At 40.0% G+C, this 26990-nt stretch carries 23 protein-coding genes; 19 read left to right on the forward strand and 4 right to left on the reverse strand.

Going from position 1 to position 26990, the window contains the following annotated elements; all coding sequences use genetic code 11:
- Positions 1-124 precede the first annotated feature (124 nt).
- Complete coding sequence (locus tag QUF73_02945; protein ID MDM5225156.1) at positions 125-1321, forward strand: CbiX/SirB N-terminal domain-containing protein; 1197 nt, start codon at positions 125-127, stop codon at positions 1319-1321.
- A 146-nt stretch (positions 1322-1467) separates the two neighbouring features.
- Entirely contained in the window at positions 1468-1962 is a 495-nt protein-coding gene (locus QUF73_02950) for a CBO0543 family protein (GenBank protein ID MDM5225157.1), read from the forward strand.
- Between the two features lie 180 nt (positions 1963-2142).
- Here the strand turns inward: QUF73_02950 and QUF73_02955 are convergent, their stop codons facing one another.
- On the reverse strand, positions 2143-2727 hold the full coding sequence (locus tag QUF73_02955) for a hypothetical protein (GenBank protein MDM5225158.1): 585 nt from the start codon (positions 2725-2727) through the stop codon (positions 2143-2145).
- A gap of 227 nt (positions 2728-2954) precedes the next feature.
- Between QUF73_02955 and QUF73_02960 the strand changes: the two genes are divergently transcribed.
- Positions 2955-3521 carry an MOSC domain-containing protein gene (locus tag QUF73_02960; protein MDM5225159.1) on the forward strand — a complete coding sequence of 189 codons (567 nt, stop codon included), beginning with the start codon at positions 2955-2957 and terminating at the stop codon, positions 3519-3521.
- 52 nt (positions 3522-3573) lie between these two features.
- Positions 3574-4254 (forward strand): lysoplasmalogenase, encoded by a 681-nt coding sequence (locus QUF73_02965; protein ID MDM5225160.1) that lies wholly within the window; start codon positions 3574-3576, stop codon positions 4252-4254.
- Between the two features lie 49 nt (positions 4255-4303).
- Here the strand turns inward: QUF73_02965 and QUF73_02970 are convergent, their stop codons facing one another.
- Positions 4304-4879, reverse strand: a complete 576-nt coding sequence (locus QUF73_02970; GenBank protein MDM5225161.1) for a CBO0543 family protein — start codon at positions 4877-4879, stop codon at positions 4304-4306.
- A gap of 166 nt (positions 4880-5045) precedes the next feature.
- Here QUF73_02970 and QUF73_02975 point away from each other — a divergent pair, with 166 nt between their 5' ends.
- The 9 genes from QUF73_02975 to QUF73_03015 all read left to right on the forward strand — a co-directional run bounded on the left by QUF73_02975 (position 5046) and on the right by QUF73_03015 (position 19752).
- Positions 5046-5600 carry a DUF3231 family protein gene (locus QUF73_02975; protein MDM5225162.1) on the forward strand — a complete coding sequence of 185 codons (555 nt, stop codon included), beginning with the start codon at positions 5046-5048 and terminating at the stop codon, positions 5598-5600.
- Positions 5601-6028: 428 nt separating this feature from the next.
- Positions 6029-7651: a diguanylate cyclase gene (locus QUF73_02980; protein MDM5225163.1), complete on the forward strand. Its 1623-nt coding sequence runs from the start codon at positions 6029-6031 to the stop codon at positions 7649-7651.
- On the forward strand, positions 7652-8695 hold the full coding sequence (locus tag QUF73_02985; protein ID MDM5225164.1) for a hypothetical protein: 1044 nt from the start codon (positions 7652-7654) through the stop codon (positions 8693-8695).
- 2 nt (positions 8696-8697) lie between these two features.
- Entirely contained in the window at positions 8698-10107 is a 1410-nt protein-coding gene (locus QUF73_02990) for a glycosyltransferase (GenBank protein ID MDM5225165.1), read from the forward strand.
- Positions 10104-13349: a hypothetical protein gene (locus QUF73_02995; GenBank protein ID MDM5225166.1), complete on the forward strand. Its 3246-nt coding sequence runs from the start codon at positions 10104-10106 to the stop codon at positions 13347-13349. The genes QUF73_02990 and QUF73_02995 overlap by 4 nt, the downstream gene beginning before the upstream one ends.
- Positions 13350-13721, forward strand: a complete 372-nt coding sequence (locus QUF73_03000; GenBank protein MDM5225167.1) for a response regulator — start codon at positions 13350-13352, stop codon at positions 13719-13721. It begins immediately after the preceding gene.
- The gene (locus QUF73_03005; GenBank protein MDM5225168.1) at positions 13711-16584 is read left to right on the forward strand and encodes an ATP-binding protein; all 2874 of its coding nucleotides are present in this window, start codon (positions 13711-13713) and stop codon (positions 16582-16584) included. Before QUF73_03000 ends, QUF73_03005 begins: the two co-directional genes overlap by 11 nt.
- Positions 16585-16883: 299 nt before the next feature.
- Positions 16884-18566, forward strand: a complete 1683-nt coding sequence (ggt, locus tag QUF73_03010; protein MDM5225169.1) for a gamma-glutamyltransferase — start codon at positions 16884-16886, stop codon at positions 18564-18566.
- A 31-nt stretch (positions 18567-18597) separates the two neighbouring features.
- Positions 18598-19752, forward strand: coding sequence for a M20 family metallopeptidase (locus QUF73_03015; GenBank protein MDM5225170.1), 1155 nt, complete (start codon positions 18598-18600; stop codon positions 19750-19752).
- Positions 19753-19861: 109 nt separating this feature from the next.
- Here QUF73_03015 and QUF73_03020 read toward each other — a convergent pair whose 3' ends face one another.
- Together QUF73_03020 and QUF73_03025 are read right to left on the reverse strand one after the other, a co-directional pair.
- Positions 19862-20707, reverse strand: a complete 846-nt coding sequence (locus tag QUF73_03020; protein ID MDM5225171.1) for a hypothetical protein — start codon at positions 20705-20707, stop codon at positions 19862-19864.
- Between the two features lie 9 nt (positions 20708-20716).
- Complete coding sequence (locus QUF73_03025; GenBank protein ID MDM5225172.1) at positions 20717-21601, reverse strand: glycosyltransferase; 885 nt, start codon at positions 21599-21601, stop codon at positions 20717-20719.
- Between the two features lie 128 nt (positions 21602-21729).
- Between QUF73_03025 and QUF73_03030 the strand changes: the two genes are divergently transcribed.
- From QUF73_03030 to QUF73_03055, 6 genes are all read left to right on the forward strand, one after another.
- Positions 21730-22665 (forward strand): hypothetical protein, encoded by a 936-nt coding sequence (locus QUF73_03030; protein MDM5225173.1) that lies wholly within the window; start codon positions 21730-21732, stop codon positions 22663-22665.
- Positions 22666-22736: 71 nt separating this feature from the next.
- Entirely contained in the window at positions 22737-24245 is a 1509-nt protein-coding gene (locus QUF73_03035) for a glycosyltransferase (GenBank protein ID MDM5225174.1), read from the forward strand.
- 32 nt (positions 24246-24277) lie between these two features.
- Entirely contained in the window at positions 24278-25153 is an 876-nt protein-coding gene (locus QUF73_03040; protein ID MDM5225175.1) for a GT-D fold domain-containing glycosyltransferase, read from the forward strand.
- 222 nt (positions 25154-25375) lie between these two features.
- Positions 25376-25858 carry a DUF2975 domain-containing protein gene (locus tag QUF73_03045; GenBank protein MDM5225176.1) on the forward strand — a complete coding sequence of 161 codons (483 nt, stop codon included), beginning with the start codon at positions 25376-25378 and terminating at the stop codon, positions 25856-25858.
- A 9-nt stretch (positions 25859-25867) separates the two neighbouring features.
- Positions 25868-26077: a helix-turn-helix transcriptional regulator gene (locus tag QUF73_03050; protein MDM5225177.1), complete on the forward strand. Its 210-nt coding sequence runs from the start codon at positions 25868-25870 to the stop codon at positions 26075-26077.
- Between the two features lie 106 nt (positions 26078-26183).
- Positions 26184-26954 carry a DUF817 domain-containing protein gene (locus tag QUF73_03055; GenBank protein ID MDM5225178.1) on the forward strand — a complete coding sequence of 257 codons (771 nt, stop codon included), beginning with the start codon at positions 26184-26186 and terminating at the stop codon, positions 26952-26954.
- The last annotated feature ends 36 nt before the right edge of the window (positions 26955-26990 follow it).

Raw genomic sequence — 26990 nt, forward strand, 5'->3', positions numbered from 1 at the left:
CCGAGGAGGCTCACCGCACGCCCCACGGAAAGCAAGTGCCCGCAGCGGAAAGCAACGGGCTTAATACTAAGCCTAAACAAAATTACAAGATAGAGAAACAAAATAAATAGAGGGAGGTCACATAATGACAACCTGGAACCTAACCCAAATGCAGCGTCACCTGCTCATCTGCAATGGCGCAACCTGTATGGGTGCAGGCGCAGAAGAAGTCACACAGCAAATACGCGATGAAATCCGGAAAAACCGACTGGACGAGCATATTCATACATCCCGTACCCGCTGCAACGGCCGCTGCAAAGATAAATGCGTCGTCATTGATTACCCAAAAGGAACCTGGTATTCGGTCCAGCAAGAAGAAACAGCCCGCGGCATTGTTCATGAAGCAGTGAAGGAAGAGGCAATCATTTACTCCATGGAACAGGGCGAACGCAAACGCAATGAAGACCGCATTAAAGGAATCGATAAATACAAGAAAGGAAAAGGAACAATGAAAAAAGCTGTCTTATTTGTCGGGCATGGCAGCAGGATGGAGGCAGGGAATAAGGAAGTCCGCCGATTCGTCGATCAAATGAGAGACTACATTGACCCAGACCTTTTGGTAGAAACCTGCTTCTTGGAATTTGCATCCCCCAATATTGAAGATGGAATTCAGCTTTGTGTTGAAAAAGGGGCAGATGAAATCCATGTCATTCCCATCATCCTATTGCACGCCGGACACTCCAAACTGCACATTCCAGCAGAAATTGAACATGCCAAAGAGCATTTCCCGGATATTCAGTTTACCTATGGCCAGACGATCGGTGTTCATGATGAGGTCCTTGAAATATTAAAAACAAGACTTGCCGAAACCGGTTTTGATGTGAATCAAACGCATGAAGATACAGCCATTTTATTAATCGGACGAGGCGGCAGCGATCCATATGCCAATGCTGATTTTTATAAGATCAGCAGATTGCTGTGGGAAAAGTTAAATGTATCATCCGTTGAATGTGCCTTCATGGGGGTCACAGCGCCAACCGTTAAGGATGGGATGGAACGCTGCATTAAACTGGGCGCCAAAAAGATTATCATGCTGCCATATTTCTTATTTACCGGCATTTTAATGGAAAGAATGAATAAAATGGCCGAACAGTTTAAAGAAAGCTATCCTCATATATCCATTGATATTGCTGAATACTTCGGCTACCATCCAAAGTTGAGAACAGTGTTATTAGAGCGTATGAATCAAGCCCTTGACGGCACTTCGACAGGAATACAGGACCTGGAAAATTTCCGTAAGTATGCCGAAGAACATGGCTATGAGCATCATCACCATCATTAAAATAAATAATTCCTATATGAAAATCGATCCGGCTGCCAAATGGCAGCTTTATTTTTTATAAAATGCTTAGAATTAACAGGTTCAAGAATAAATAAATTCAAAATGGGTGAATTTAGTACTATCTGTAATAGAAAGGCTGGTCTTCAATGGAGAAAAAATTATTAAACCTGCTTCTCGGATTGTGCATTTTTTCAGTTCCATTTTTGTTTAAAGGGAAAAAAATGAGGGAGAATTTAGTTATTTTTTTCTCGAAAGGAGTTCTTGCCACTCTGATTGATGCCTATGTTGTTGGAACGAAAAGAGTTGAATATCCCATCCGCCCTTTTCCAAGAATTTTTAAAACCAACCTGATTTATGATATTTTGTTTTTTCCGCTTTTAAGTGTGATTTGGGTTAAGATTTCTTACAATGACAAATTAAGAAATATCTTTCTCAAAAGTTTGATATTCAGTGTCCCAATGAGCTTCGGCCAATGGTACTTTGAGAAAAACACCAGACTATTCAAGTGGAGGAAATGGTCCATTTTCCATACCTTTGGCAGTGTTAATTTTACCTTATTCACTATTAGAGGTTTTGTTGGGTTTATTAAAATATTGGATCGATTAAAGAATAATCGGAACTTACCTGAGCTGGAAAGTTAATCATGCTTTGCAAACCACCTTACTATCACTCATAAAAAATGCTGCCATTTAGGCAGCATTTCTTATGTATATTGTCGATGTAAATCTGACTCCATGCCAGTCTCAGAAAGGCAGCAGGTATTAGTGCACAACCGGAATTTATCATAAATAAAAGAACACCATGATATAAATTATCCACGTTTAATGTGGATGATTACGGTTATTAAATTTACGCTCTGTCCATAAAAAAACGTTTGTAATCACCTTAGCTAATATAATTACGATTAGGTAACATACAAAAAGAAAGAAATAATTCGTGCTTCCATATAGCCTGAATAGACCGAGACCAATAAGAAGAGGCTTAAAAACAAAGGCTAACACGGCAGAAGTCAGCACAGTATAAACATAGTAATTTTTTTTATGATTTAATGTCCATTGATAAACAAGCATAAATGTAACAGGAACGAAACTTGAGTCAAGGGATAAACCTGGAACCATTGGAATCATAGGAAAAGGATAATTCAGCAGCCCGGAATTTTTATTGATCAAGTCGATATAGCCAAATAGCATATGAATACTATAACCATAAAACCCCATGAAAAATAATTTACTTTTGTCAATTTTGAAAAATAACACAATTAGAGGAACAAAAAATAGCGTAACCATAAACCAATATTCAAAAGAAGTATAAATGCTGTATTCCACCCAGTAATTATTTAAAGCTTTTTGTCCCTCTTTACCCATTTCGACAATATGATCGAATTCTTTTATCCGGTTTTCCTCCACGGCAAATGAACCCCTTTTAACTGCGAGTTAGTTATGTTTATATTTCCTAATTATTTATTTTTATATGTGTGATCTTATAAGGATTTTGAGCAATGATTAATCCTTATTTTTAACTTATCGCTAATCAAACAATGTCAAACATCATGGATTGGAGGGAAGGACTAATTAATTCTTTATGGAATAATAAGTAAAAGGAGTCTAAAGAAAAGGAAGGCTGTGTGGAATAAATGCAGGATGAAATAGAGAAATATTCACTTGTGGGTACAGTCATAGCGGTAAGCATAAGCAAAAAGCACACTTTCAGTAAAAAAAATCAAAATCTCATTAAACTGGTGAAGGGTTTTGGGATCGAAGGGGATGCCCATTGTGGTTTAACGATTAAGCACCGGTCAAGAGTGGCACAAAACCCTGACCAGCCGAATCTAAGACAGGTTCATTTAATCCACAGTGAGTTATTTGAGGAGTTAGCAGGCCGTTTTCATATTGAACCTGGCCAAATGGGTGAAAATATTACAACTGCCGGAATCAATCTTCTTGAATTGCCCTTAAACACAATCCTATTTTTGGGTAATTTTGCTGTGATCAAGATTACAGGACTGCGCAATCCCTGTGCTCAAATCGATCAATTTCAGCCTGGGCTTTTAAATGCAGTGATAGAGAAGGATGAAAATGGAAATCTCATTAGGAAAGCTGGTATTATGGGAATCGTTTTAGAGAGCGGAGAAGTAAAGCCAGGCGATGAAATTCGTGTTGAATTACCGCCAAAGCCTTTTAAAAAGCTAGAACGGGTTTAATACCTGTTAATCAAAGGGCAACTTACATTCGGACACAGGGAGATGGATACTATTGAAAAATCTGCTGATTCCTATTTTAATTGGACTGATGGCTTTCTTATATATTTTCATTGTTCCTCCTGAGCCTCTGGCAATCAAAATTACCTTTAAGCTGATTCCTATGGCACTAATTATTATTTATACATTCCTTAAGCTCCCTGCCAGCCCTTCGCCGGCATTGCGTTTAGTCGTTATTGGCCTGTTTTTCTGCATGCTTGGGGATGGATTCATTGCTGTGTCGTTTGTAGCTGGGCTTGGAGCTTTTCTTGTTGGGCATCTATTTTATTTGACTGGATTTTTAAAAATGTCACGCATGACGAAGCTCCGCCTGGCAGCCATAATCCCGATAGGCTTCTATTCTTTGATCATTGGCAGCCAGCTGATTGCTTCCTTATCTGAAGAAGAAAATGATGCATTAGTGATCCCGGTTATTGCCTACATGCTGGTCATTTCATTAATGGCGTTATCAGCCATACTAACCGGGAACAAGCGGGCCATTGCCGGAAGCATTTTGTTTGTTATCTCTGATTCAATCCTTTCATGGAATATGTTTGTTTCAGATATTGTTTATTCAGCTGTGTTTATTATGACCACTTACTACTCTGCCCAATTCCTGATTGCCAGCAGCCTTACTGCATTGGGGGAATCGGCAGGGAATAGAGCAACGATACTGGATGTTAAACAGCAGCTGTGATTTGTAAACTAAAAGCAAAAAAAGGACTTTCCGATAAAAAGAAAGTCTTTTATTTTTTTCCTGATCCATTTTCCAGACCATGTAAACTCTCCATCCTCGTTATCCAATAACCACTGTAATAAAGAGTGAGAAAGATGACAAAATCATATAAAGTAGACCAGTTTTTTGGATTATAAAAGTCGATGGCATTAAAAAAATTCATTCCTCCAAAAGCTCCAATGGCAGAGAAGATTATTCCTTTAAACAAGCTATTCATTTTAGGCTTTATTTGAAGGGCGAACATGACCCCGACTGGAGCTAATGAAAAGTGATACGGCAAAAATAAAAATGGTGCGAGGGGAATAATGATCATAGGGTAGGACCATAACCCCATAGATAATGCAGCTAAATCGATAATAAGAGACAATATGATGACTAATAAACCAGCTAAGAGAAGACGCCCAGTGCTGTCTTTCTTCCTATACTTAAACCATATTAGCCAGGGAATAATAAACAAAGCCAGTCCAGCCCACCACTGCCACGTAGTAATAAATTCGTCCTTCACTATATCCGCGAATGCAGTGCTTATTTCCGTATATTTATCGTATGCTTGTTCAGACTTGGCCAGTCCTTTTTCAAATGCCATGTCCAATCACCCATTCTTTCTAATTAGATTATTTTAGGTCATTCATTCTTCTTTGCAAAGGCTTCGCAAGTTGATTCTGCTATGCATATTAAGCTGAGATTCTAACGAAAGCTATGCATTTTTTCTCAGTCTATAGACAACATATACAATATAGGAGGTAAAAAAGATGCCTAATCCTTTAGAAGCAATTTTTAATATGCTCAGAATTGCGTTTGATAATACCAATGAACCTAAATCTCCCTTGCACGTAATTGAAGTTGGGGACACCTGGACATATTTAACTTTGGTGGAGGAATTTATACGATACGAAGAAATTGGATTAAACACGACTACAGATGACGAAGTGAAAGAAATGCTTACCGATGTAGTAAAAATATGCGAGTCACAGGTTAAGAGATTAAGCACGTTTATGAGAAAAGAAGGAATTCCTTTACCTGAGGTAACATCAGCAAAACCTAATTCTGCTCCAAATGAGGTTCCTTTAGGAGTTAAGCTGACTGATGATGAAATTACCAATGGGGTCGCATTCAAGTTAGTGACATGTTCCACTGCCTGTGCTAAAGGACAAGCAGACTCCGTACGTAATGATGTAGGCAATATGTGGACTGAGTTCTTTTTAGAATGGACGATCTTTGGCGGAACTTTAAAAACTTTGATGAGGAAGCGGGGATGGCTGAAGGTGCCGCCCTATTACTATGCTCCAGGTACACCAAAAAGGTAAAAACCCAATTCATGCCAGAGTTGGGTTTTTACTCTTTCGTATAAGATACCAAGATAGAATATTGAGTAGGAGCAAAGCAGCTGTCAATTATTTTTCCAGCTGCTATTCAATACGTATCTTATGCGGGTAGAAAAAAGCTCTTAAAAAAACTAATGCTTATTTACAATCAATATCATTATCAACTATAGTATATTGAATCCAATTTTTCTCAGCAGGATTTTAGATAAATGATGCTCTAATTGATGTTCCTGCAGGCAGAAAAGGACATATAAAGAACATCCAGGTTTGAAAGCCTTTAATCATTGATTTAGACTAAAGATATGGAAAATATTTGTTATTTTACAATCACTAATTTAGTGGTCTTACTGAAAAATACATAAAGTCATTTTGAACAGCCACTAGCTACTTTTATAAACGAGGTGTAGGTAATGGAGCTAAAAAAATATAAAGTTCTATTATTTGAGAAAATAAAAAGGCAGATTACAGCCTGGTTTGAAGGTAATCTGTATGAATCAATAAATAGAGAAGAGGTATACAGGTTCCTGCATTCCATAAAGGGTACTGCTGGAACGCTGCAGCTCTCAGGGCTCCATCAGCTGGCAGATAATCTAATATCGGATATTGATAATATGGAAGAAAAAGAGGATTGGGATAAGGAAGCTTTAAGAAATTATCTATTCGATTTGATTGAGATGAGCTATGAATATGAGCATTTTGAAAGCACATTAAAACAGCAGCCTTCGATAAGGGTGGAAAATGCCCCTCTAATTCAGCTGATTGATGATGATATTTCAATGCTGATCCTTCTGAAAGATGCACTCGAAAGCAAGGGCTGGATGGTTATTGCCAGTACTGAGCTGGAAGTTGCAACAGAGCAGTATTATGATCATCGTCCAGATTGTTTAATTGTGGATATAAATTTGGAAAAGGAAAGTGGTTTTAAGTTATTAGAAATTTTACAGAAATATACTCGAAATAAGTATATTCCAAAGATTATGATCAGTGTAAAAAACGATCGTGAAACTAGGTTAACCTCGTATAAAATGGGTGCAGATGATTTTATATCCAAGCCAATTGACTTAGAGGAATTTCTCTTAAAGATAGAACGGCACTTAGCGAATAAGAAATTATTCGATCAATCAGCAATGATAGATGAATTAACCCGAGTATATAATAGAAGGTTTTTTGATGACAGTTTAGTAGTATTTATGAATGAATTATCAAGAAATCATCGGCCATTTTCACTGGCTATACTTGATCTTGATTTTTTCAAAAAAATTAATGATACTTATGGCCATCCGGCAGGTGATTTAGTCCTTGCTGAATTTGCAAAGTACTTAAAAGAAAATGTCCGCCAAACAGATTATGTGTTCCGATATGGCGGCGAGGAATTTGTCATTTTATTTTCTGGCGCTTCAGAAGCAGAAAGCAAAATAGCCCTTGAAAAGATATTAAAAGGATTTTCGGAAAAACGATTTGAACAGGGAGGCAATTCATTTAGCGTTACTTTTTCTGCAGGAGTTATTATGGTCGATAAGCCGGGGATAGAGAAAGAAACGATTGTCAGAGCAGCAGATCAGGCCTTATATGAAGCAAAACAAAAGGGAAGAGCAAGAGTGGAATGTGCTAAAGCCGATCCAATTGCACAGCATAAGAAAAAGCTATATGTCTCCGTTATTGACGATGATTCGATAATAAGAATGATGTTAACAAAGGTCCTCAGCAATATGGAGTTCGATCATGCAGACCTGGATATCCAGGTCTTTGAAGATGGCCGGAAGTTTCTGCATTCGAACCGAATAGAAGAAATAGGACCACATTTTCTGATTCTTGATGGGATTATGCCTGTAATGGATGGTCTTGAGGTTATGCAGGAAGTGAAAAAGTCGAAGAGAGCCAAGGACATTCATGTTCTTATGCTGACAGGGCGGAAAAGTGAACAGGATATTGCCCGTGCATTGAAGCTAGGTGCTGAAGATTATGTGACAAAGCCATTTAGTCTTACAGAACTGGAAGCTCGAATTCAGCGATTAATTAAGAGGCTGACCTAGATGCTGAAGAATGAAATATACATTCTCGGTGCATCAGCTGCTGTCATTTCAGGAGTGCTGCTTCTGATTCTTTTGTACCTGGTCATAAGAAAATGGCTGGAGCATCGAGAGCGCAGGAAAATTAATGAATGCATTGAAACGCTTGGTCCGCTGATCTTTGAATTTATCTCAGAAGGAGAAATAAGCCGGCACCTCCATTTGGATAATGATATAAAAAAGAAGGCTGCAGAAGAGATTCTGTCTAAGTTCGCAGCCAATTTAACAGGAGAAGAGGAAACGAGGAAACTTAGGGAGTTTGCTGACAGGAACCTGAGAAATTACTTCCAGAGACAGTTAAAAAGCAGAAGGTGGAGCATTAGAATGAATGCTCTCTACAATATCGAAGATCTTCATTTCATTGAATTACAGCCTCAAGTTTTGGAGGCAGCCATTAAAGAGAGAATATCACACGATGAAAGGGTACAATCCTTGAGGATACTTGCGGCATTTCAATTCGAAGGAATTAATGATCTTCTTCTGTATAATAGTGAAAAACTATCGGATGGTGAATTAAGAAATATCATCCTCCGGCTGAATGAAAACTTGTTCAGTCGTTTAATTACAGATTTTCATAGGGCTGTAAACTCATTAAAATATGCCATAATAGATGCCGCTGGAATAAGAAAAGAATTAAGATATTTACATTTCATTGAGTCAGTCTATGCCAGCCATGATGGAGAGACTCGTTTAAGAGCAGTAAAGGCACTTTCTTCATTAGGGGTGGTCAAGGACATAACACCCTACCTGAAATTACGTCATTCCGAGGATTGGAAGGAAAGGATGATGGCTGCAAAACTCTTTGGATCCCTAAAGGAACGGGAACTGTTGCCACATTTGCTTGACCTTCTCCATGATCGTTCCTGGTGGGTGCGATCTCAGGCTGGACAATCCATTATGATGTTTCCTGATGGAAAGGAAGAATTGCAGATTGTATTGGATACCTCGAATGATTCATATGCAAGGGACATGGCCTGGGAATGGATGAATAAAGGAGAATTTGGTTAATTATGGCTCTTATGTGGGGAAATATATTGGTCGGATTTGCTGCATTTATAGCAGTCTTTATGGTGCTGGTCATCAGTTTCTACTCAATTATTTTATTAATCTCTGTATTTCAGCTAAGAAAGGAATATTTGCTGGACCGGAATCAGTCATTTGACGAATATATGAATGAATCCTTCGCAAAACCGGTTTCCATCATTGTTCCAGCATATAACGAAGAAGCGGGGATTGTTGCCAGTGTACGCTCCCTTTTGAGTATAGACTATCCTTCTTTTGAAATTATCGTTGTCAATGACGGTTCAAAAGATGCCACCATAGAAAAAATGATTACACAGTATCAAATGAAGGAAATTAATGCAGCCGTCAGGAAGCAGGTTGAAACAAAGTCTGTAAAAAAAATTTATCAGTCCGCTTCTCTTCCAAATCTTTTTTTAATAGACAAAGAGAATGGGGGAAAAGCTGATGCGTTGAACGCAGGGATTAACTTTTCCCATTATCCTTATTTTTGTTCATTGGATGGAGATTCTGTACTGGAAAGGGATGCTTTCTTAAAGGTAATGAAGCCTATATTGGATTCTGATGGGGAAGTGATTGCTTCGAGCGGAAGCATCCGCATCGCGAATGGCTGTGAAATACAGGACGGAAATATTTTAAAGGTTGGCTTAGCCGGGGAGCCTTTGGTAATCATGCAAATAATCGAATATTTAAGGGCCTTTTTAATGGGAAGGATTGGGTTAAGCCGGCATAATTTACTTCTGATTGTTTCTGGAGCCTTCGGTGTTTTTTCCAAGCAATGGGTCATTGAAGCGGGTGGCTATAAAACCAATACAGTTGGCGAGGATATGGAGCTGGTCGTAAGGCTCCATAGGCTTATCAGAGATAAAAAGCAAAAGAAAAAAATCGTCTATGTCCCTGACCCTGTTTGCTGGACAGAAGTTCCGGAAAGCATGACCTACCTAAGAAGACAAAGGCGGAGGTGGCATCGTGGATTATTTGAAAGCCTGTGGACACACAGGAAAATGACGTTTAATCCAAGATACGGCCCGATAGGATTTATATCCTTTCCATACTTTTGGATAGTAGAGTTTTTAGGTCCGATAGTTGAATTATTGGGATACATTTATGTGGTTATCTCCCTATTTTTGGGCGGTATCTATCTTGAGTTTGCAATCCTCATTTTTCTGCTATCGTGTTTATATGGTTCTCTTTTCTCCATGGCTGCCGTTTTGCTTGAGGAATGGAGCTTGAGGAAATTTCCAAAAATCTCTGATTTAATCAAACTGTTTTTCTATTCATTGACTGAAACGTTATGGTACCGGCCTTTGACGGTTTTTTGGAGATGTGAAGGGATTTGGCAGCTGATCAAAGGCGACACAAGCTGGGGAGAAATGAAAAGAAAAGGTGTTTCCGGATGAGACAATTTACTAAAGGGCAAACAGCCGTTTTTCTGTTTGTTTTTGCCGTGCTGACCGTTGTTTCCAGTCCGTTCTGGGCATGGTGGCTAAAGCAGGATCAAAAACTGAATGTGTTTATTATGGACAAAACAGTGCCGGATGACTCTTATCGGGAGCATAAGGGGCTCGTATGGATTTTAAATAATGAAAAATATATTAAAACAGATGGGGACCGATATAGTATTGAGGCGGATTACAGCGGCTTTAAGCCTGGCAGGAACAGTGAATATACCATTAAGCCATTCCCTGATAATCTTGAAAAATATGAAATTCTCTACCTTGCCGATGCGTATGGGGTTTATGAGGAAGAGTTTTATGGGAGCAATCCCCTTGGAGAACGATCTTCAAGTCTTTATGGCGGTCTTCAGGAAGAGGAAGTCATTCAGCTGGAGAATACACTGATTTCTTCCAAAGGGAAAACCCTGATTGCTGAATTCAATACCTTTGCGAGCCCATCCTCAAATGAAGCTCGGCAGCGATTGACCAATTTATTGAATATTAACTGGAGCGGATGGATTGGCAGATATTTCCCGGATTTGTCAAGCAGCGAGGTTCCGGTTTGGGTTAAGGAAAACTATGAAGAAGGAAACTGGGATTTTAATGGTCCAGGCCTGGTGTTTGTGAACTCCAAGGATTATGTAGTAGTTGTGGATGAAAATGAAATGAAGGGTGAAGGGGTTAATTTCCGGTTCACTGATAAGGGAGAGGATTACTTCGGGAGGAAGAGAAATGCACCTTATCAATACTGGTTTGATGTGATCGAGGCAAGAAATCCGGATGAAATATTAGCGGACTATTCATTGCCGCTTACTGAAGCGGGAAAACGCAAACTGCAGGATGCCGGAATTCCTGACACCTTCCCAGCTGTAATCCAGCATAAAAACGCAGCATTCTCTTCCTTTTATTTTGCAGGGGATTTTGCAGATGAAGCAGAAGTTCCTGATATTTTTCAGACGAGGGGATTAGCGAAGTGGAAGGAATACTTTAGTGCGAATGATTCTTTTTACTGGGAAGCCTACGTTCCAATGATGAAAAAAATGCTGCAGGACAAGCCGGGAAGCGTGGATAGTCAGCATGCGCCCGAAACAGCCAGCCACGATGGAATAAGAACGAACAGCAAGACCGGTGAAGAATATATACAGATTCTAAAAGATGGCACCTGGGAGGACTTATTGGTAAAAGGGGTAAACATGGGGGTTGCAAAGCCTGGCACCTTTCCTGGTGAAACGGGAATAACAGAAGCAGAATATTTCCGATGGTTCAAAGCGATTGGAGATATGAATGCCAATGCCATCAGGATATATACATTGCATCCGCCTGCGTTTTATGAAGCCTTTCACAAATACAACCAGATTGCGGAAAAGCCATTATTTTTATTCCATGGTGTCTGGGTCAATGAAGAAACACTGGTTAAGGAGCAAGACGCATTCTCAGATGCTGTTACAGCAGATTTCAAAAATGAAATGAAGCAAATGGTCGATATCGTTCATGGTAATGCTGTTATTGAGGAGAGACCAGGCCATGCGTCAGGTGAATATATTTATGATATCTCCCCATACGTGCTGGGTTTTATGATTGGAATCGAGTGGGATCCGGAGGCGGTTGCAGGCACCAACGATAAACATAAAGGCCTGCAGCAATTTTCAGGTGAGTATTTTCAAACAGAGGGTGCTGAACCATTTGAAGTATGGCTGGCAGAAATGATGGATTATGCTGTGAAATATGAAACAGAGAACTATCAATGGCAGCATACCATGAGCTTTACCAACTGGGTAACAACCGATCTTTTGACTCATCCTTCAGAGCCTTCCATTAAGGAAGATATGGTCACTGTCAACCCTAACCATATAAAAAAAACAGATAAGCTTCATGCCGGACTTTTCGCTTCCTATCATGTGTATCCTTATTATCCTGACTTCCTTAACTATGAAGAGAAGTATGTCAATTACATCGATTCAAAAGGGGAAAGGAATAATTATGCAGGCTATCTTCATGATTTAATCGCTGTCCACAAGATGCCAGTTATGGTAGCGGAATTCGGAGTCCCTTCGTCCAGGGGGATGACCCATGAGAACGTTGGGGGCATGAATCAGGGATTTCACTCCGAGGAAGAGCAAGGAAAAATAAACAGCCGGCTGTTTAAGTCCATCGTTTCAGAAGGATATGCCGGCGGCCTTGTGTTTTCCTGGCAGGATGAATGGTTCAAGCGAACATGGAATACAATGGATTATGATAATCCTGACAGGCGCCCATACTGGTCGAACAGGCAAACAAATGAACAGCATTTCGGGCTGCTGAGCTTTGAGCCTGGTAAAAATGAAGCTGGAATATATGTGGATGGCATTACAGGTGATTGGAAAAAGCTGAATGCGAAACCTGTCTACAGTTCCGGGAGTGAGAATTCTTACTTGAAGAATATGTATGTTCGCTCTGATGAGGAACACTTATATATCCGGCTGGATTATAACCGTCCTATTGACATAGAGAATGAGACCACCCGTTTGCTGATCGATACCATTGCAGAGCAGGGACAAACTTCGATTCCGGTTCTGACAGGAAAGGTCAAAACGGACTTCGGAGTTGACTTTATGGCAGAAATAGGCGGACAGAATTCCAGGCTTTTAATAGATAGCTATTATGATACTTTCTACTATCATTATAGCCATATGCTGAAAATGATTCCGAATGATAGCTATGCCAATAAAAAGGATAATGGAGTCTTCCATCCCATCAGGTTAGCACTGAATAAGGAATTAACTATTCCAACAACAGGGGAAACGAAACCGTTCAAGTCCTATGAGACAGGTAATTTACAGTTTGGGAATGCAAATCCTGCTCATGAAAACTTCAATTCATTAACCGATATAAGCATTAGCAAGAGTAAAAAAGTAATGGAGATCAGACTTCCGTGGGCCTTGCTAAATATAAAGGATCCCAGCCAAAAAGAGATATTTGGGGATCTATGGAGAGAAGGTCTCGCAGGCAGCCAAACAATTGAGGGATTAAGAATTAGTGCAGTGTCGGCGGACAGAGAAGGTATCTTGGATTCTTTTCCAAAGATGCAAGATGGAGTGCTACATGGAAAAGATTCTGCCTATTATTCCTGGGAACTGTGGGAAGAGCCAGATTACCATGAAAGGCTTAAAAAGTCCTATCATATTATGAAAAAATTATTTGACTCCATAGAGTCGGGAGAGAAGTAAATGAAAAAGATATTGATTGCAGAGGATGAAGAAATTCTGCGCATGCTTATTGCTGACACTCTGGAAGATGGGGATTTTGAAGTCGATGAAGCTGAAGATGGAGAAGAAGCCCTGATGCTGCTGGAAAAAAAGCAATTTGATTTGGTCATCCTGGATTATATGATGCCTGTACTTACTGGCCTTGATGTCATCAGGAAAATCCGGTGTGAGCAGGCTCTTAACAAAGAAGTGAAAATATTAATGTTATCTGCCAAAAGCCAGCAAAATGAACAGGAAGAGGTTTTAAAGGCAGGGGCCGATTATTTCATTGTTAAACCATTCAGCCCTCTTCAATTATTTGAGAAGGTTGGAGAAATACTAGATGAAGCTTAGCAATTATATAAAGAAGAGCCTGACCAGACAAATTGTGGCTCTAATGATGTTATTTGCTTTAATGCTCTCAGTGGGATTGGCCATTCTACTATTGCTGGAGGAGCATATTAATGATTCTTTTTACCAGGACCGTGAAAAACTTGTAAAGAAAGAAGCTATTGTTCAGGAGATTGAGAGCAGCTTTAATTTGGTCTTCTTTAATATCAGAGGTTATTTCGCTTATAACAATTCCGAATTAAAAACCAATGCCATTTCCTTAAGGCCGGAGATCAGAAAACTGATTAGCGATTTTAATGAGACAGCGGAGACTTCAGAAGAAAAGGCGTTTGGCAAAGAAATGAACGAGTTTGCAGATTTTTATTTTATTGAAAGGCTTCCTATTTCTGTCGAGTATTTTGAATCAGGACACATGGATGAAGTTATTAAAATGGCTGAATCGGGAACAACTGCAAGAATTAATAACTTTCAGAATGATACGCATCACTTTCTGCAAAAATTAAAATCTGATCTAGACGATAGGGTTCAGCTATTAATAATACAACAATCCTACATTCAAACAGGTTTTTTTCTCTTTCTTGTTATTATTCTGGTAATCTTGTTTAGGATGATCAGAATTATGTTCAAGAAGGTTGGTCAGCCTCTCACTCAGTTTGCTCATGCTGCTGATGAAATTGCCAGGGGAGGAAATGCGGAACTGAATGTAGGACAGGATCGGATGGATGAATTGGCAGTCTTGTCTGTTGCCTTTAGTAAAATGGTGAAAACACTGCAGGAAAAAGAGCAGGATTTGCTTGCTCAAAATGAGGAGCTGCTTGCCCAGCAGGACGAGCTTCAAGTTCAGAGTGAAGCATTGGAAGAGGCACTGGGAACCATGCGGTCAAATGAGAGAAAACTTGAGCGGCGGAATGATTTGATCAATGGCATCTCCAATTCGCTGCAAAAACAGGAAGTGCTGGAGAGCATTGTGATGAATATGTCCTATGTCATTGAAGCAGACTGCGGGTTAATTGTGATGCTTGAAAATAATGAATCTGCTTCATTTGGGATTTCATCATTTGGAGTTGAACAATTCAAGAATCATTTAACAAGCGGATTAATTGAGAGGCTGAAGCAAACAAAAGAAGGTTTTGCTGTTAAGAGACAATTGCTTCAAGAGGAAAAAGGCTACCATAAAAAAACCGTTTTCGGCTATGATCTGTATTTGCCGATTATCTCTTCAAACCAAGAGGTTAAAGCTGTCATGGTGTTCACCAGATACGGATTTCCTTTTATACAGAAGCATATGGATGAATACACGGCATTATCCAAACAGATTGGATTGTCGCTTGATAAAATCAGCACCTATGAAAACTCTGAAGCTGATAGAAAATTAAATCAGGATATCCTCAACACTGTAAAGGAAGGTCTGCAGTATGTTGACAGGGACGGCTGCATCATGCAAGTCAACAAACAGCTTTGCGAAATATTCCACTGCGAGGATGGCTTTGATGGGATTGTTGGACAGACCTGGGATAAGTGGAGCGTTCTTCTAAAGAAGCAGGTAGTGGATGAAGATGTTTTTACCGAATTCATCTGGCGTGCTTTTAATGGTGAAACATCCAGCGGGGAAACGTTTGTATATAAAACCAAGGATAGAGGGCATGTATGCCAGATGTACTGTGAAGCCCTTTATCAGAATAATGAGCGTGTAGGAACTGTATTGGTTCATAGGGATATTACGAGGGAATTTAAAGTGGATGAAATGAAATCGGAGTTTGTCAGCACCGTCAGCCATGAATTGAGAACACCGCTTGCCAGCATTTTAGGTTTCTCGGAGCTTCTGCTGAACCGGGAGCTCAAGGCGGAAAAGCAGAAGAAATATTTGATGACAATATTAAATGAGGCTAAGAGGCTTACTTCGCTGATCAATGATTTTCTTGATGTCCAGCGGATGGAATCCGGTAAACAAACGTACGAAAAAAAATATATTGAACTTCTCCCTATTATTGAGAAGGTAATAGATAATCAGCAGGTGCAGACGGATGTTCACAGGATTATTTTGGAATCATTTGATGGAAATGACCTTATTCTTGGAGATTCCTGCAAAATTGAACAGGTATTTTCCAATTTAATAAGCAATGCCATCAAATATTCACCCTCTGGAGGGCCTGTTTATATAAGATTATTCGAGGAAAACGGCTTGCTTCATATTGAAGTGGAAGATCATGGACTAGGGATTCCGGAAAATGCAGCAGTTGATATTTTTAAAAAGTTTTATAGAGTGGATAATTCAGATAGGCGGAGGATTGGCGGAACGGGGCTGGGACTTTCAATCGTCCAGGAAATTGTGAAGGCGCATGATGGAGATATAAATGTCTTTTCAAAGTACGGGGAAGGAAGTACTTTCAGAGTTTCCATTCCCGCTGTCTATAAGCCTTCCCACGGTTTGGATGAGAACATTCATCAAAGCGGAACACGCTATGAGGTGCTGGTCATTGAAGATGATCAAAGCTTGGCAGAATTGATTATTCAGGAACTAACGGAAACCAATTTGCATGCGAAGCATTTCAATACCGGAAGGGATGCCCTGGCGTATATGGAAAATCACCTTCCTGATGCGATTGTACTTGATATCATGCTTGATGAAGGTCTTGATGGATGGAGTATTATGAAAATATTGAAGCGAAATGAAGTGCTCAGTCATATTCCAATTATTATCTCAACGGCCTTGGATGAAAAAGAAAAAGGCCTGTCACTGGGAGCGCATGATTACTTCATAAAGCCATATCAGTCGGGAAGCTTATCTATGGCCATTTTGCAGACATTGCTTAAGGTTGGAAAGGCGGGCCAAATACTGATTCCTGAAGATTCACCCGGTGATTGATTAAACCATGCACTCCATTTATAAAATTTCCATCGTGAAAATCTTCCGGCATTCGAATACAGACCTGGCATCAGCTGCTCCAGCATTTAAGATTCTAATTTCAGTAAAAGATTTATTAATAACAGGCACCCGGATCTTTAGTCATCAAAATGGCTTAAGCTCCGGTGCCTTTTTTTGTATGTTTCAGCTATTTATAGCCGGGTACAAGAAATTAAAAGCTTTTAAAGTAAAAGTAGATTTTAGAATCTTTTAAGAGATATGAATGAGATTTGGGTGATACCCCTATAGGAGGGATTTCAATGGATAAGGTAGATACCAGGCATATGGCAAGGGATACTGAGAACAAGCGGCAGAAGGCGACTGGCACTCATGGGATGGCTGCTTCTGCGGTTCATGAAGCAACAGAAGCGGGTGCCGAAATCTTAAGAAACGGCGGCAACGCCATGGATGCCCTTGTTGCCATTCAATTTGCTCTTAGTGTAGTTGAAGTGTTTAACACTGGCATAGGAGCAAGCGGATATGTCGTGTATTATGATCAGAAAACAAAAAAGACAAAGGTGATCAACGGTCATTCACAGACCCCATCAGGAGCAGATAAAGATCAGTTCTTAAATAAAAAAGGAGAGATTACTCCTTACTTTCAGCAGACCATTGATGCCAAGTCAGTAGGCATTCCCGGAATCATGAAGGCTATGGATGAAGGGCATCAAAAGTTTGGAACAAAGCCGCTGGAGGACCTGATTGAGCCTGCGGTTAAACTGGCTGAAGAAGGCTTTAGGGTGAACTGGCAATGGGACGAAGTCATCGAAATTCTTCATATCAGAATGGGGGAAGAAGCAAAGAAGCTTTTTATGCCGGAAGGAGTTCCGATAGTGAAGGGAGAATGGGTTCGAAACAAAGACCTGGCAAAGACGCTTAGAATCCTGCAAAGGGAAGGGATCAGGGCTCTTTATGAAGGCGAAATTGCAGATGCCATCATCAAGACGCTTAAGAATCAGGGCGGTATTATGACGAAACAGGACCTGCAAAACTATCGGGCTCAAATTGAAGAACCGGTGATGGGAACCTACAGAGACTATGAAATTGCCGTTCCAGGACCACCTAATGGAGGAGGGATCGCACTGCTGGAGCTATTAGGAATTCTGGAAGGGTTTGAGCTTAATAAGTATGAAGTATCTTCCTGGGAAAAGTATTATTTATTCTCAGAGGCTATGAGATTAGCTTTCACTGATAAGCTGGCTTATATGGGAGATCCAAATTTTTCACAAATTCCGGTTGAAGGGCTGCTTCATAAAGAATATTTAGAAGAACGGCGGGGGAAGATTGACTGGAAATCGAGAAATCCGGAAATTGACTGCGGCAACCCTTGGAAATACCAAGGCAGCGATCGTGCCAAGGGTGAAGTAAAAGTATATCAAACAGGCAAAGATACTACGCATTTTACCGTTGCGGACAGATGGGGGAACATTGCAGCCTGCACGTCTTCAAATGAGCATATTATGGGTTCAGGCATCATGGTACCAGGTTACGGATTTTTGCTGAACAATGATTTGACCGATTTTACACCGGAACCAGATCATATTAATAGCCTGGCACCAAATAAACAGCCGGTCAGTGCAAAAGTACCTGCAATAGTATTCAGAGATGGGGTGCCTGTTTTAACGCTGGGCTCTCCTGGCGGCCCCACTATTGTTGCTTCAGTTTCACAAGTTATCAGCCATATACTCGACTTTGAAATGGATGTAAAAGATGCAATTGAAGAACCCAGGATTTATAACAGTGTGGGTCCAGATGTTTGGTCCGAGCAAGGTATTGGCCAGAGTGAAATTGATAAGCTCCGAGAAATGGGATTTCAGTTCGATGATACGGACAGGCCAATTGGAAATGTCCAGGCCATTCTTATGGATCACAAAACAGGCATGCTGCATGGTGCTGCTGATTCAAGCAGGCCAGGATCAGCGATTGGAATTAACGAAGCGTGACCCGGTGATTATTTTAAAAGGAGTGATTTTGTTGAATCAATATGAAGCCTATTTAGAAGACAAAATGCCTGAAATGATGAACTTGCTCGAGGAACTCGTTAATATAGACAGCGGCTCTTATCATAAAGAAGGAGTGGACAAGGTTGGCGCTGTCTTAAGAAAAGAATTTGAGGATTTGGAAATGGATGTTCTTGTTCACCGTGAATCGGAGTATGGAGACCATCTGGAGATAAAAGCCGAAAAGGATAGCGACCCCAAAATCATCATTATTGCCCATATGGATACCGTATTTCCAGAAGGAGAAGCGGAAAAACGCCCTTTCAAAATGATTGGGGATAAAGCCTATGGACCGGGAGTCAGTGATGAAAAGGCCAGCCATGTATCTGTTTTGTACGCAATGAAACTTCTTAAGGAAAGAGGCTCGGATGCATATAAAAATGTACACCTGATTTTTAATAGTGATGAAGAAATCGGATCACGAAAATCAAAAGCCATTATTAAAGAGGCGTCGATAGGTAAAAAATTCTCACTTGTCGTTGAATCCGGAAGGCCGGATGACGGCATAGTCACAGAAAGAAAGGGAATTGGCAGATTTATCTTCGATGTTAAAGGAAAAAGTGCTCATGCTGGGGTTGAACCCGAAAGAGGACGAAGCGCCATCGACGAACTTGCACATAAAGTAGTTAAACTTCATGATTTAAATGATTACGAGAGGGGATTATCGGTCAATGTGGGCTTAATTGACGGCGGCATCTCTTCCAATACCGTCGCCCCAGATGCAGAAGCGCAAGTGGATGTTCGAGTGAAGAACATGGAACAGGCAAAGGAGATTACTGCAAAAATCACAGAAATTGCAGAGGAGGAGGAAGTGCAGGGTACAGAAACCAGCTTATCAGGTAAAATTGGAAGACCGCCAATGGAAAAAGTTGCAGGAACGGACAAATTGATTGAGGAAATAAAGGCTGCAGGAGAAGAACTTGGAATGTCTATTAGGGAAGTCAGCACCGGTGGAGGTTCGGATGCAGCATATACATCCACTGAAGGGGTCCCAACTGTGGACGGCATGGGGCCGCTCGGAGAATTTTCCCACAGTGAGACAGATGAGTATATCGATTTAAAAACATTTCCGAAGCGAACAGCTTTACTGGCAAGAACGATTGAAAGGTTAAGCAGGATAGAGCAGTGATGATTGCTTCACATTGATATGGCCAGCAAATCTGCAGGCAGGGAATTAAAAGACAACAGCAATTGCTAAAAAGGAGACAATGAAAGTGATTCATTCGTCTCCTTTTTTATTAGAATACACTCTTCATTACATTTAATTCGATCAATGCCTTAAGAGAAATAAACGTACAATAATCTTTGATGATCGAAGGATTCAAATCTGCCAGATTAATATTATTATAGTTTCCCTCTGCAAACTGGAATTTTGAAAAAGGCTCATCTGTATGCCAGCAGTGAATATGGGGGTGGCTTTCAATCCGATCATCAGATGTACTGGAAAAATCCAGCTTATCTGGTTCAATTACCAAGTGGTCAATTAGATGGTTTATGGCAATTTCATTACTGTACATCGAAGTTACGCCTCTATACCACCCTGGCCAGCTTCCTTCTGATTCATTAAATTCTGCAGCAAGTATATATTCTGCTATTAACCTTGATAGTTCGCAAACTTTCTTTACTTGCAGGGGCTTTCCGTAATGGGAGGTTCCGATATTATGGATACCGCGATGATTTAGTCCTAAATGACGGGAAAGTTCCTTAAGTTTGCTGCTGACATTGGAATCAAAAGCATATTTTCCTAAGCCTGCTGTAAAATGTACTGGGTAAAATGAACTCCAGGCCGGTGTTAAAAAAGTATCAGCATCGGTCCGCAGGATATAATCATAATTATTCAGAACGGAATCAGGCTGAATGCTGGCAATACAGCTAATGGAATTAAGATATGGATAGTCATGGTATGGCGAATCGTACTCTATTTTTATGCATTCGTCCGGCAATAATTCTAGCGTCTGTTTTGGACCGAAAACAACCAAATCTGTATCCTTGCTTTGAATAGAGCGGTAAGAAGTGAATAAGCAGCCAAACTGCAGCAGTAAATCTCTTTTTCCTTCCACGTAAACAACTATTGCTCTCTTCATTTTGCACCTCTAAAAATTGATGCCAAAAAGATTCATAAACCAATCGTCGTCATGAACTCTTTTTTGGAAGTACTGTTCTCTCTGCACCATAACATCACTTTTCAATACTCTATCGATAATGAGATCTGGGTCAGTGTACTTAATTAATTTTTTACACTTTTCCACTCTTTTCTCATTAAAATGGCTGTATGCCATACGCATCAGATTATAATTAATATCCTCCCAGGTTATAAGAAATGGAGGAACCCCCATACGAAAGACATGGAAAACAGTGCATTTTGGTTCTGCAAAGCATCTATATCCCATCAGCCATAATTTTAAGGAAATCTCTTCATCTTCTCTTCCCCAAACCTTAAATCCATTTTCAAATCCATTAATTTTTTGAAAAACCTCTTTAGAAATGGCGAGACATCCGCCAGCTAAAAGAGGAACTTTTGATAATTTCTTTATATCCGTTTTCCACTTAGGCTCCAACTGTTCATTCCAGGTATACCCGTATCCTTTTTGGTCAGGGTTCATAAAATCCGCAATGCCGGGATTCACCGCATCTGCAATGCCATTTTCAATAGGAGCCACTAAGGAATCTATAAAATAGTCTTTGAAAAACATATGCGCATCACAAAATATGAAGTATTTCCCCGAGGCATGCTCTGCTCCTATATTTCTAGCCTTAGCTGCACCTGCGTTATTCACTTTTATGAGTTTAACATTTTCATCATGACCCTCCTCTAAAAAAAAACAGCATTTATCCTCTGATCCGTCATCAACCACAATGATTTCATAAGGATCATTCGTTTTGGATTTAAGTATGGAGAGAATGGTGTTTTTTATGTGTATTCCTTCATTTTTGACAGGCAGAATAAGAGACGTTTTTACTAATTTTTCAGGTCTCATATTTCCCCCTCCATGATTAAAAAGTTGAAAAAGTCAAAAATTAATTCTTTCATCCAGCACACTCTTATAAGACAAGCATATTGTAGCATTAGACTTGTATGTTTTTTAGTAATGAAAGGATGAAGAAAATGGGCATTCAAACCCAGTTGTTAGGAATTGGCAAAAATGATGAAATCGTTACTGTGATTGGTCAAGTTGACATATCCGAAGACGGTAAAATGGCTCATCTCACTTTTGAAAATAAGAGCCCTTTACCTCATTCCGGGCCAGACCTAAAATTAGTTAGTTTAACATTGAATATTGGTTCATTAAAGGAAGCAGATGCAAGAATTCTCGATATAAAGCCTGCTTCCTGGAGATTATCTGTTTCTAAAGAAACGAAAGAAAGTAAACTTCAAATGACCCTTCAGCCTGAGCAGCCTGAATTAGGACTTGCCCAAAATGAAACACTGGGTATTACACTGCTGAATATGGAGAAGAATGGAAGATTTAAAGAGGAAGACTTCATTGGAAATGGTTCAGATCAAAAGCTGCAGGTCATCGCTTTTTTTAACAGGAAGAATGCAGGTGAACCCATTTCAATTGAAGGGTATTTTTTCAAAGCCCCATATCTTAAACAGCAGCATGATGAAGCAAATTATCTTCAGCCAAGTGTAACGATAACATCACTTGCCCCTGATATGACAACCACACCTGCACCAAATGTAACAACCACTTCTGCACCAAATGTAACAACCACACCTCTTCCAGGAGTGACGGCAGGATTGCGAGAAGCAAAATCCCTTCTGTATGCTTCTGATGCAGATACTATACCACCTTCAATTGAACCCGGCAAAAATAATCCAGCAAACGCTAATGGAGAGGCATTTTCAATCCTAAAGATGGCCTTTAAAGCAATGGAAAATTCGCTTCTTAAGCGTGATCCAAATGATCTAGGCTTCAATATCAAGCTTTGTATATTTGGGCTTGCCAATTTGGAAGTAAGAAGCAGCTTTTCGTTTCATCTCCCCATAATAAACAAGTTATGTGCTGAATTGATAAAAGGTGTCAGGGAGAAAGAATGACTGAAATTACTATTAAGTGAAAATGGGGAAGAGGGCTTTCTTTTACCATACAGAGGAAGGTGGTGAGTATCATGAGAAAGGTTTCTGTTGTGATTCCCATAATGAATGAAGAAGAAAAATTAGCCATGATTTTAAAAGAAGTCAAGAAGTTGAATCCTTTAGAAATCATTACGGTCATAAACGGATCGAGGGATAAATCAGAAGAAATTGCCCAAGCAATGGAATGTAAGGTTATAACTTATGAAGAGCCTTTAGGACATGATGTGGGCAGGGCAATTGGCGCTTATTATGCGAAGGGGGACATTCTGCTGTTTCTAGATGGTGATATTCTTATTCCCTATGAAGAACTTTATCCATTTATTGATGCAATTGAGCAAGGCCATGATATTGCCTTAAATAATCTGGAGTCAATTATGAATAACAAACAGCGGCCACATTCTGTATCTGTTGTCAAAAAGGCACTTAACGAACTGTTTGGTTATCATGGGTTATCGATTAACTCCATGGTCGCTGTTCCGCATGCAATCAGCCGGCTTGCATTGCAGGAAATTAACTGGCGCAGCCTGGCCAATCCGCCTTTAGCACAAGCAATAGCCATGAGAAAGCAAATGTCGATTGTTGCGCCTGGATATGTCGATGTTGTAAGCAAAAATAAAATCAGGCCGGACATTCATATTGAAAAATGCAGTGATTCACCCTATAACCGGATCGAGGATGTGATTTTTGGGGATCATTTATCTGCTGTGCATTATCTTATTAGGGAAAAAGGAAAAAGAGGAGGACGTCCCGATAAGAAACATGGAACAATGCTTGAGAATGTAAAACGGTCAAAAGCGGCGAAAACAGTGATGCGAAGTGCGGTCATCTGTGATGTAGAAAATCTGGACATTGACCTAGTGTCTGATGTCATTAAGACATTAAATGAAACGAATATAGAGGAAGTCCTGGTTGTATTAAGCAGTCAGGACCAGACAAAAATAGATAGATTACGTGATTTAGAGGTAACTTTAATTCCCTGGTTTATTAATGACGATATTTTTTTAAAAAGAGCTATAGGAGCAATCCTTGCATCTGGGGAAAGCATCCTTTTTCTCGAAGATAGGAGAACTCTGCCTGCAGAAGAATTGGAAAGACTGTTTAAAGAAGCGGAAAATGGGGCGGATCTGGTTCTTTTAGATGAAGTTCATAATTTAGATGAAATCCATCCAATTGATCAGATTAATAGCATAAAATATTTTTTGAATATAGCAGTTAAGAGACCTGAACTCCTGAATAATGGCTTGGCTGAACAGCCTCATATCATCAGCAGGAAAGCACTTCAAAAAATAGGTTATTCTTCTATTTTGATCCCTCCATTGGCCTATCTCAAAATATTGGAACTCAACCTGCCAGTTTCAATTGTCCAGGTAAGCACTAAACTCATTTATTTGAATGACGCTGCAAAGAACGAGAACCTTGTTGGAGATTATATTGAAGGGCTATCCTATCTTTTTTCGGCAACAAATGAAAGAGGCAGTTTTTCTGATGGGAACAGAAAGAGGAAATTCCTTGATGAATTAGAGGTAAATAAAAAATTATAAGAGTTTCATTTTTTATATGAATGGAGGACAAAATGATGTCTATGTATTCAGAGAAGGATTGGGAAAAATTAAAAAACTTCGGATACTTAGAAGATCTCACTTATGAAGCATATTTCAGCGGCGGAGAGAAGCATGTGGAGGAGCTGGTTGGCGCTGATTATGTTCTTCCATTTTCTGTGGAAGAAATATTGGAAGCGGGGGTCTCCAGCTTATCAAAAAAGTTCATTAAGCTTAAGACACCCAAGGAGGTTCAAGAGGAAATAAAGCAGGCGATGAATAAAAATAAAGGATACTCACTGATTAGGGTTGGGGATGGGGAGTTATTGACTCTTGCTCACGACCTGCTTGTTTCAACAGAAGATATAAAAAGCATTCCTAGACTTAATTTCTTATCATATGCCGGTGTGAATTTGCCCGATCACAGCATCAGGGACTTATTAGCAAATAATTTGCTGGAAGCCGATATGGTGGGCATTCCGTTTCTTAGAAGACCGACATTCCAGCAGCTGTTTAACAAGCTGGCAAAGCACCACAATTGGCCGCTGGATCACATGAACCTAACCAGGTCAGTAATCAATTATGAACTCCATCTGGAGACAACGCTTTTTCAGGACCTGCTGAGCAATCAGAGAATATTGCTGATAGGAAATCGGATGATGGAGGGAGAAACCGTTCTCCGCAATGCCGGGTTTAATAATATTGCAGGTTCAATTCCAGTTGAGAATATTTATTCTGTTCCCCAGGTACTTTCCGAGGCACAAAAATATGATTTCGATGTGGCCCTCGTGTCTGCGGGAATACCAGCCAATTTAATTTGTGTAGAATTGGCCAAATGCAATAAAATTGCCATTGATTTCGGGCACTTAATTGATGAACTGATTAATAACACAAAGCAAATTGCAAAATAAGTCATTGGTAATGCACTGCTATCAACTGCAACTAATCAATTTTATATCGATAGGTGTTAAAGAGCATTTCTTTGCAATAAGAAATGCTCTTTTTTATCTTGTCTGATTCAATAAGCAGGTTCTATTTTCAATAAAAATATAATAAAAATCATTAATTATTTATTGAAAAACGATAAATAATAGATTAAAATCAAATTGAAAATAAGAAATGAGGTGCCTGCTATGGAAAAAGTAACAACATTGTTTTTAAAGATAGCCGTAATTCTGTTAGGAGTCCCAATTCTGATTTTGTGCATTTTTTTGGTTCCTGAGCTGGGAAAAGTCGCAGGTGAATTGCTGCCGAAGTTTTCTTTCATTAAATATCTGGTTTACATTGTTTTTTATGCTTCGACGGTCCCTTTTTACTTTGCGCTATACCAGGCTTTCAAACTTTTGCGCTATATTGACAAAAATAAAGCTTTCTCTGATTTATCTGTTATAGCTTTAAAGAAAATAAAATATTGCGCCATCACCATCGCCTGTTTGCATGTGCTGGTACTGCCTGTCTTCTATCTCTTTGCAGAATTTGACGATGCCCCGGGTGTTATCTTCGTTGGCTTGCTGGTTCCTTTTGCTTCGATGGTTATCGCGGTATTTGCGGCTGTACTCCAAAAGCTTTTGCAAGAGGCAATCGATATAAAATCAGAAAACGATTTAACGGTCTGAGGTGAGAACATGGCTATTATTATAAATGTTGATGTGATGCTGGCGAAAAGGAAAATGAGTGTAACTGAACTCTCAGAGAGGGTAGGAATCACAATGGCCAATCTCTCTATATTAAAAAATGGAAAAGCAAAAGCGATCCGGTTTTCAACTTTGGAGGCGATTTGCAAGGCATTGGACTGCCAGCCTGGAGATATCCTGGAATACCGCAGTGATGAATGAGTGGGACAAAGGGACAGGTTCCATGTCCCAAATGGACTAAGAACCTGTCCCAAAAATGGAGGGATAACATATGCATTTGCCTATTCGCAAATTGGAAGCTCAGCCGATGAGATCCCTAAAGCAGCTCTTTCGTTTTGGCTGGGAGCAGGCTTTGTCCTGTTTGTTTCCCGTTGTCATTTTTGCTTCTTTAGCTTTCACCAAATTCCTGCCGCTGCCCATTCTGCCGCGGTATGACTGGCTGCTGATCATCTGTCTTCTGATGCAGTGGGCGATGGTGAGATCGGGGCTTGAAACGAAGGATGAACTGAAGGTTATCACTTTGTTCCATATTATTGGCCTTGCACTAGAACTATTTAAGGTACATATGGGCTCATGGGCTTATCCGGAGGAGGGTTATTCCAAAGTTTTTGGAGTTCCTTTGTACAGCGGTTTCATGTACGCCAGTGTAGCAAGTTATCTGTGCCAGGCGTGGCGGAGGCTGAAGGTTGATCTGGTCAAGTGGCCGCCATTCCTGGCAGTAGTGCCTCTTGCCGCTGCGATTTATTTGAATTTTTTCACCCACCATTATTGGATTGATATCCGCTGGTGGCTGTCCGGAATGGTTCTGATCGTTTTTTGGAGATCCTGGGTCAGTTACGAGGTAGGCGGAATCCGGTACCGTATGCCGCTTGCACTTTCTTTTGTGCTAATTGGATTCTTCATATGGATAGCGGAAAATATCGCAACATTCTTTGGGGCATGGGAATACCCCAATCAGGCCGATGCATGGAGTCTCGTTCATCTGGGGAAGGTGAGTTCATGGCTCTTGCTGGTGATTGTCAGCTTCCTTATAGTGGCTACGCTAAAGCAGGTTAAGGGGAAGTCTTCCGGTCACTAACAATCGAGTTTATTTGGCTGGCATCAATCCGCACGT

It is taken from the genome of Cytobacillus sp. NJ13 (assembly GCA_030348385.1).
GTDB lineage: Bacteria > Bacillota > Bacilli > Bacillales > Cytobacillaceae > Cytobacillus.

Coding starts and splice junctions, on each gene's coding strand:
- QUF73_03050 (MDM5225177.1), top strand. CDS start 25,868: ATGGCTATTATTATAAATGTTGATGTGATGCTGGCGAAAAGGAAAATG.
- QUF73_02975 (MDM5225162.1), top strand. CDS start 5,046: ATGCCTAATCCTTTAGAAGCAATTTTTAATATGCTCAGAATTGCGTTT.
- QUF73_03055 (MDM5225178.1), top strand. CDS start 26,184: ATGAGATCCCTAAAGCAGCTCTTTCGTTTTGGCTGGGAGCAGGCTTTG.
- ggt (MDM5225169.1), top strand. CDS start 16,884: ATGGATAAGGTAGATACCAGGCATATGGCAAGGGATACTGAGAACAAG.
- QUF73_03025 (MDM5225172.1), bottom strand. CDS start 21,601: ATGAGACCTGAAAAATTAGTAAAAACGTCTCTTATTCTGCCTGTCAAA.
- QUF73_02985 (MDM5225164.1), top strand. CDS start 7,652: ATGCTGAAGAATGAAATATACATTCTCGGTGCATCAGCTGCTGTCATT.
- QUF73_03030 (MDM5225173.1), top strand. CDS start 21,730: ATGGGCATTCAAACCCAGTTGTTAGGAATTGGCAAAAATGATGAAATC.
- QUF73_02980 (MDM5225163.1), top strand. CDS start 6,029: ATGGAGCTAAAAAAATATAAAGTTCTATTATTTGAGAAAATAAAAAGG.
- QUF73_02970 (MDM5225161.1), bottom strand. CDS start 4,879: ATGGCATTTGAAAAAGGACTGGCCAAGTCTGAACAAGCATACGATAAA.
- QUF73_02990 (MDM5225165.1), top strand. CDS start 8,698: ATGGCTCTTATGTGGGGAAATATATTGGTCGGATTTGCTGCATTTATA.
- QUF73_03000 (MDM5225167.1), top strand. CDS start 13,350: ATGAAAAAGATATTGATTGCAGAGGATGAAGAAATTCTGCGCATGCTT.
- QUF73_03040 (MDM5225175.1), top strand. CDS start 24,278: ATGATGTCTATGTATTCAGAGAAGGATTGGGAAAAATTAAAAAACTTC.
- QUF73_02945 (MDM5225156.1), top strand. CDS start 125: ATGACAACCTGGAACCTAACCCAAATGCAGCGTCACCTGCTCATCTGC.
- QUF73_03020 (MDM5225171.1), bottom strand. CDS start 20,707: ATGAAGAGAGCAATAGTTGTTTACGTGGAAGGAAAAAGAGATTTACTG.
- QUF73_02995 (MDM5225166.1), top strand. CDS start 10,104: ATGAGACAATTTACTAAAGGGCAAACAGCCGTTTTTCTGTTTGTTTTT.
- QUF73_03005 (MDM5225168.1), top strand. CDS start 13,711: ATGAAGCTTAGCAATTATATAAAGAAGAGCCTGACCAGACAAATTGTG.
- QUF73_02950 (MDM5225157.1), top strand. CDS start 1,468: ATGGAGAAAAAATTATTAAACCTGCTTCTCGGATTGTGCATTTTTTCA.
- QUF73_02960 (MDM5225159.1), top strand. CDS start 2,955: ATGCAGGATGAAATAGAGAAATATTCACTTGTGGGTACAGTCATAGCG.
- QUF73_03035 (MDM5225174.1), top strand. CDS start 22,737: ATGAGAAAGGTTTCTGTTGTGATTCCCATAATGAATGAAGAAGAAAAA.
- QUF73_03045 (MDM5225176.1), top strand. CDS start 25,376: ATGGAAAAAGTAACAACATTGTTTTTAAAGATAGCCGTAATTCTGTTA.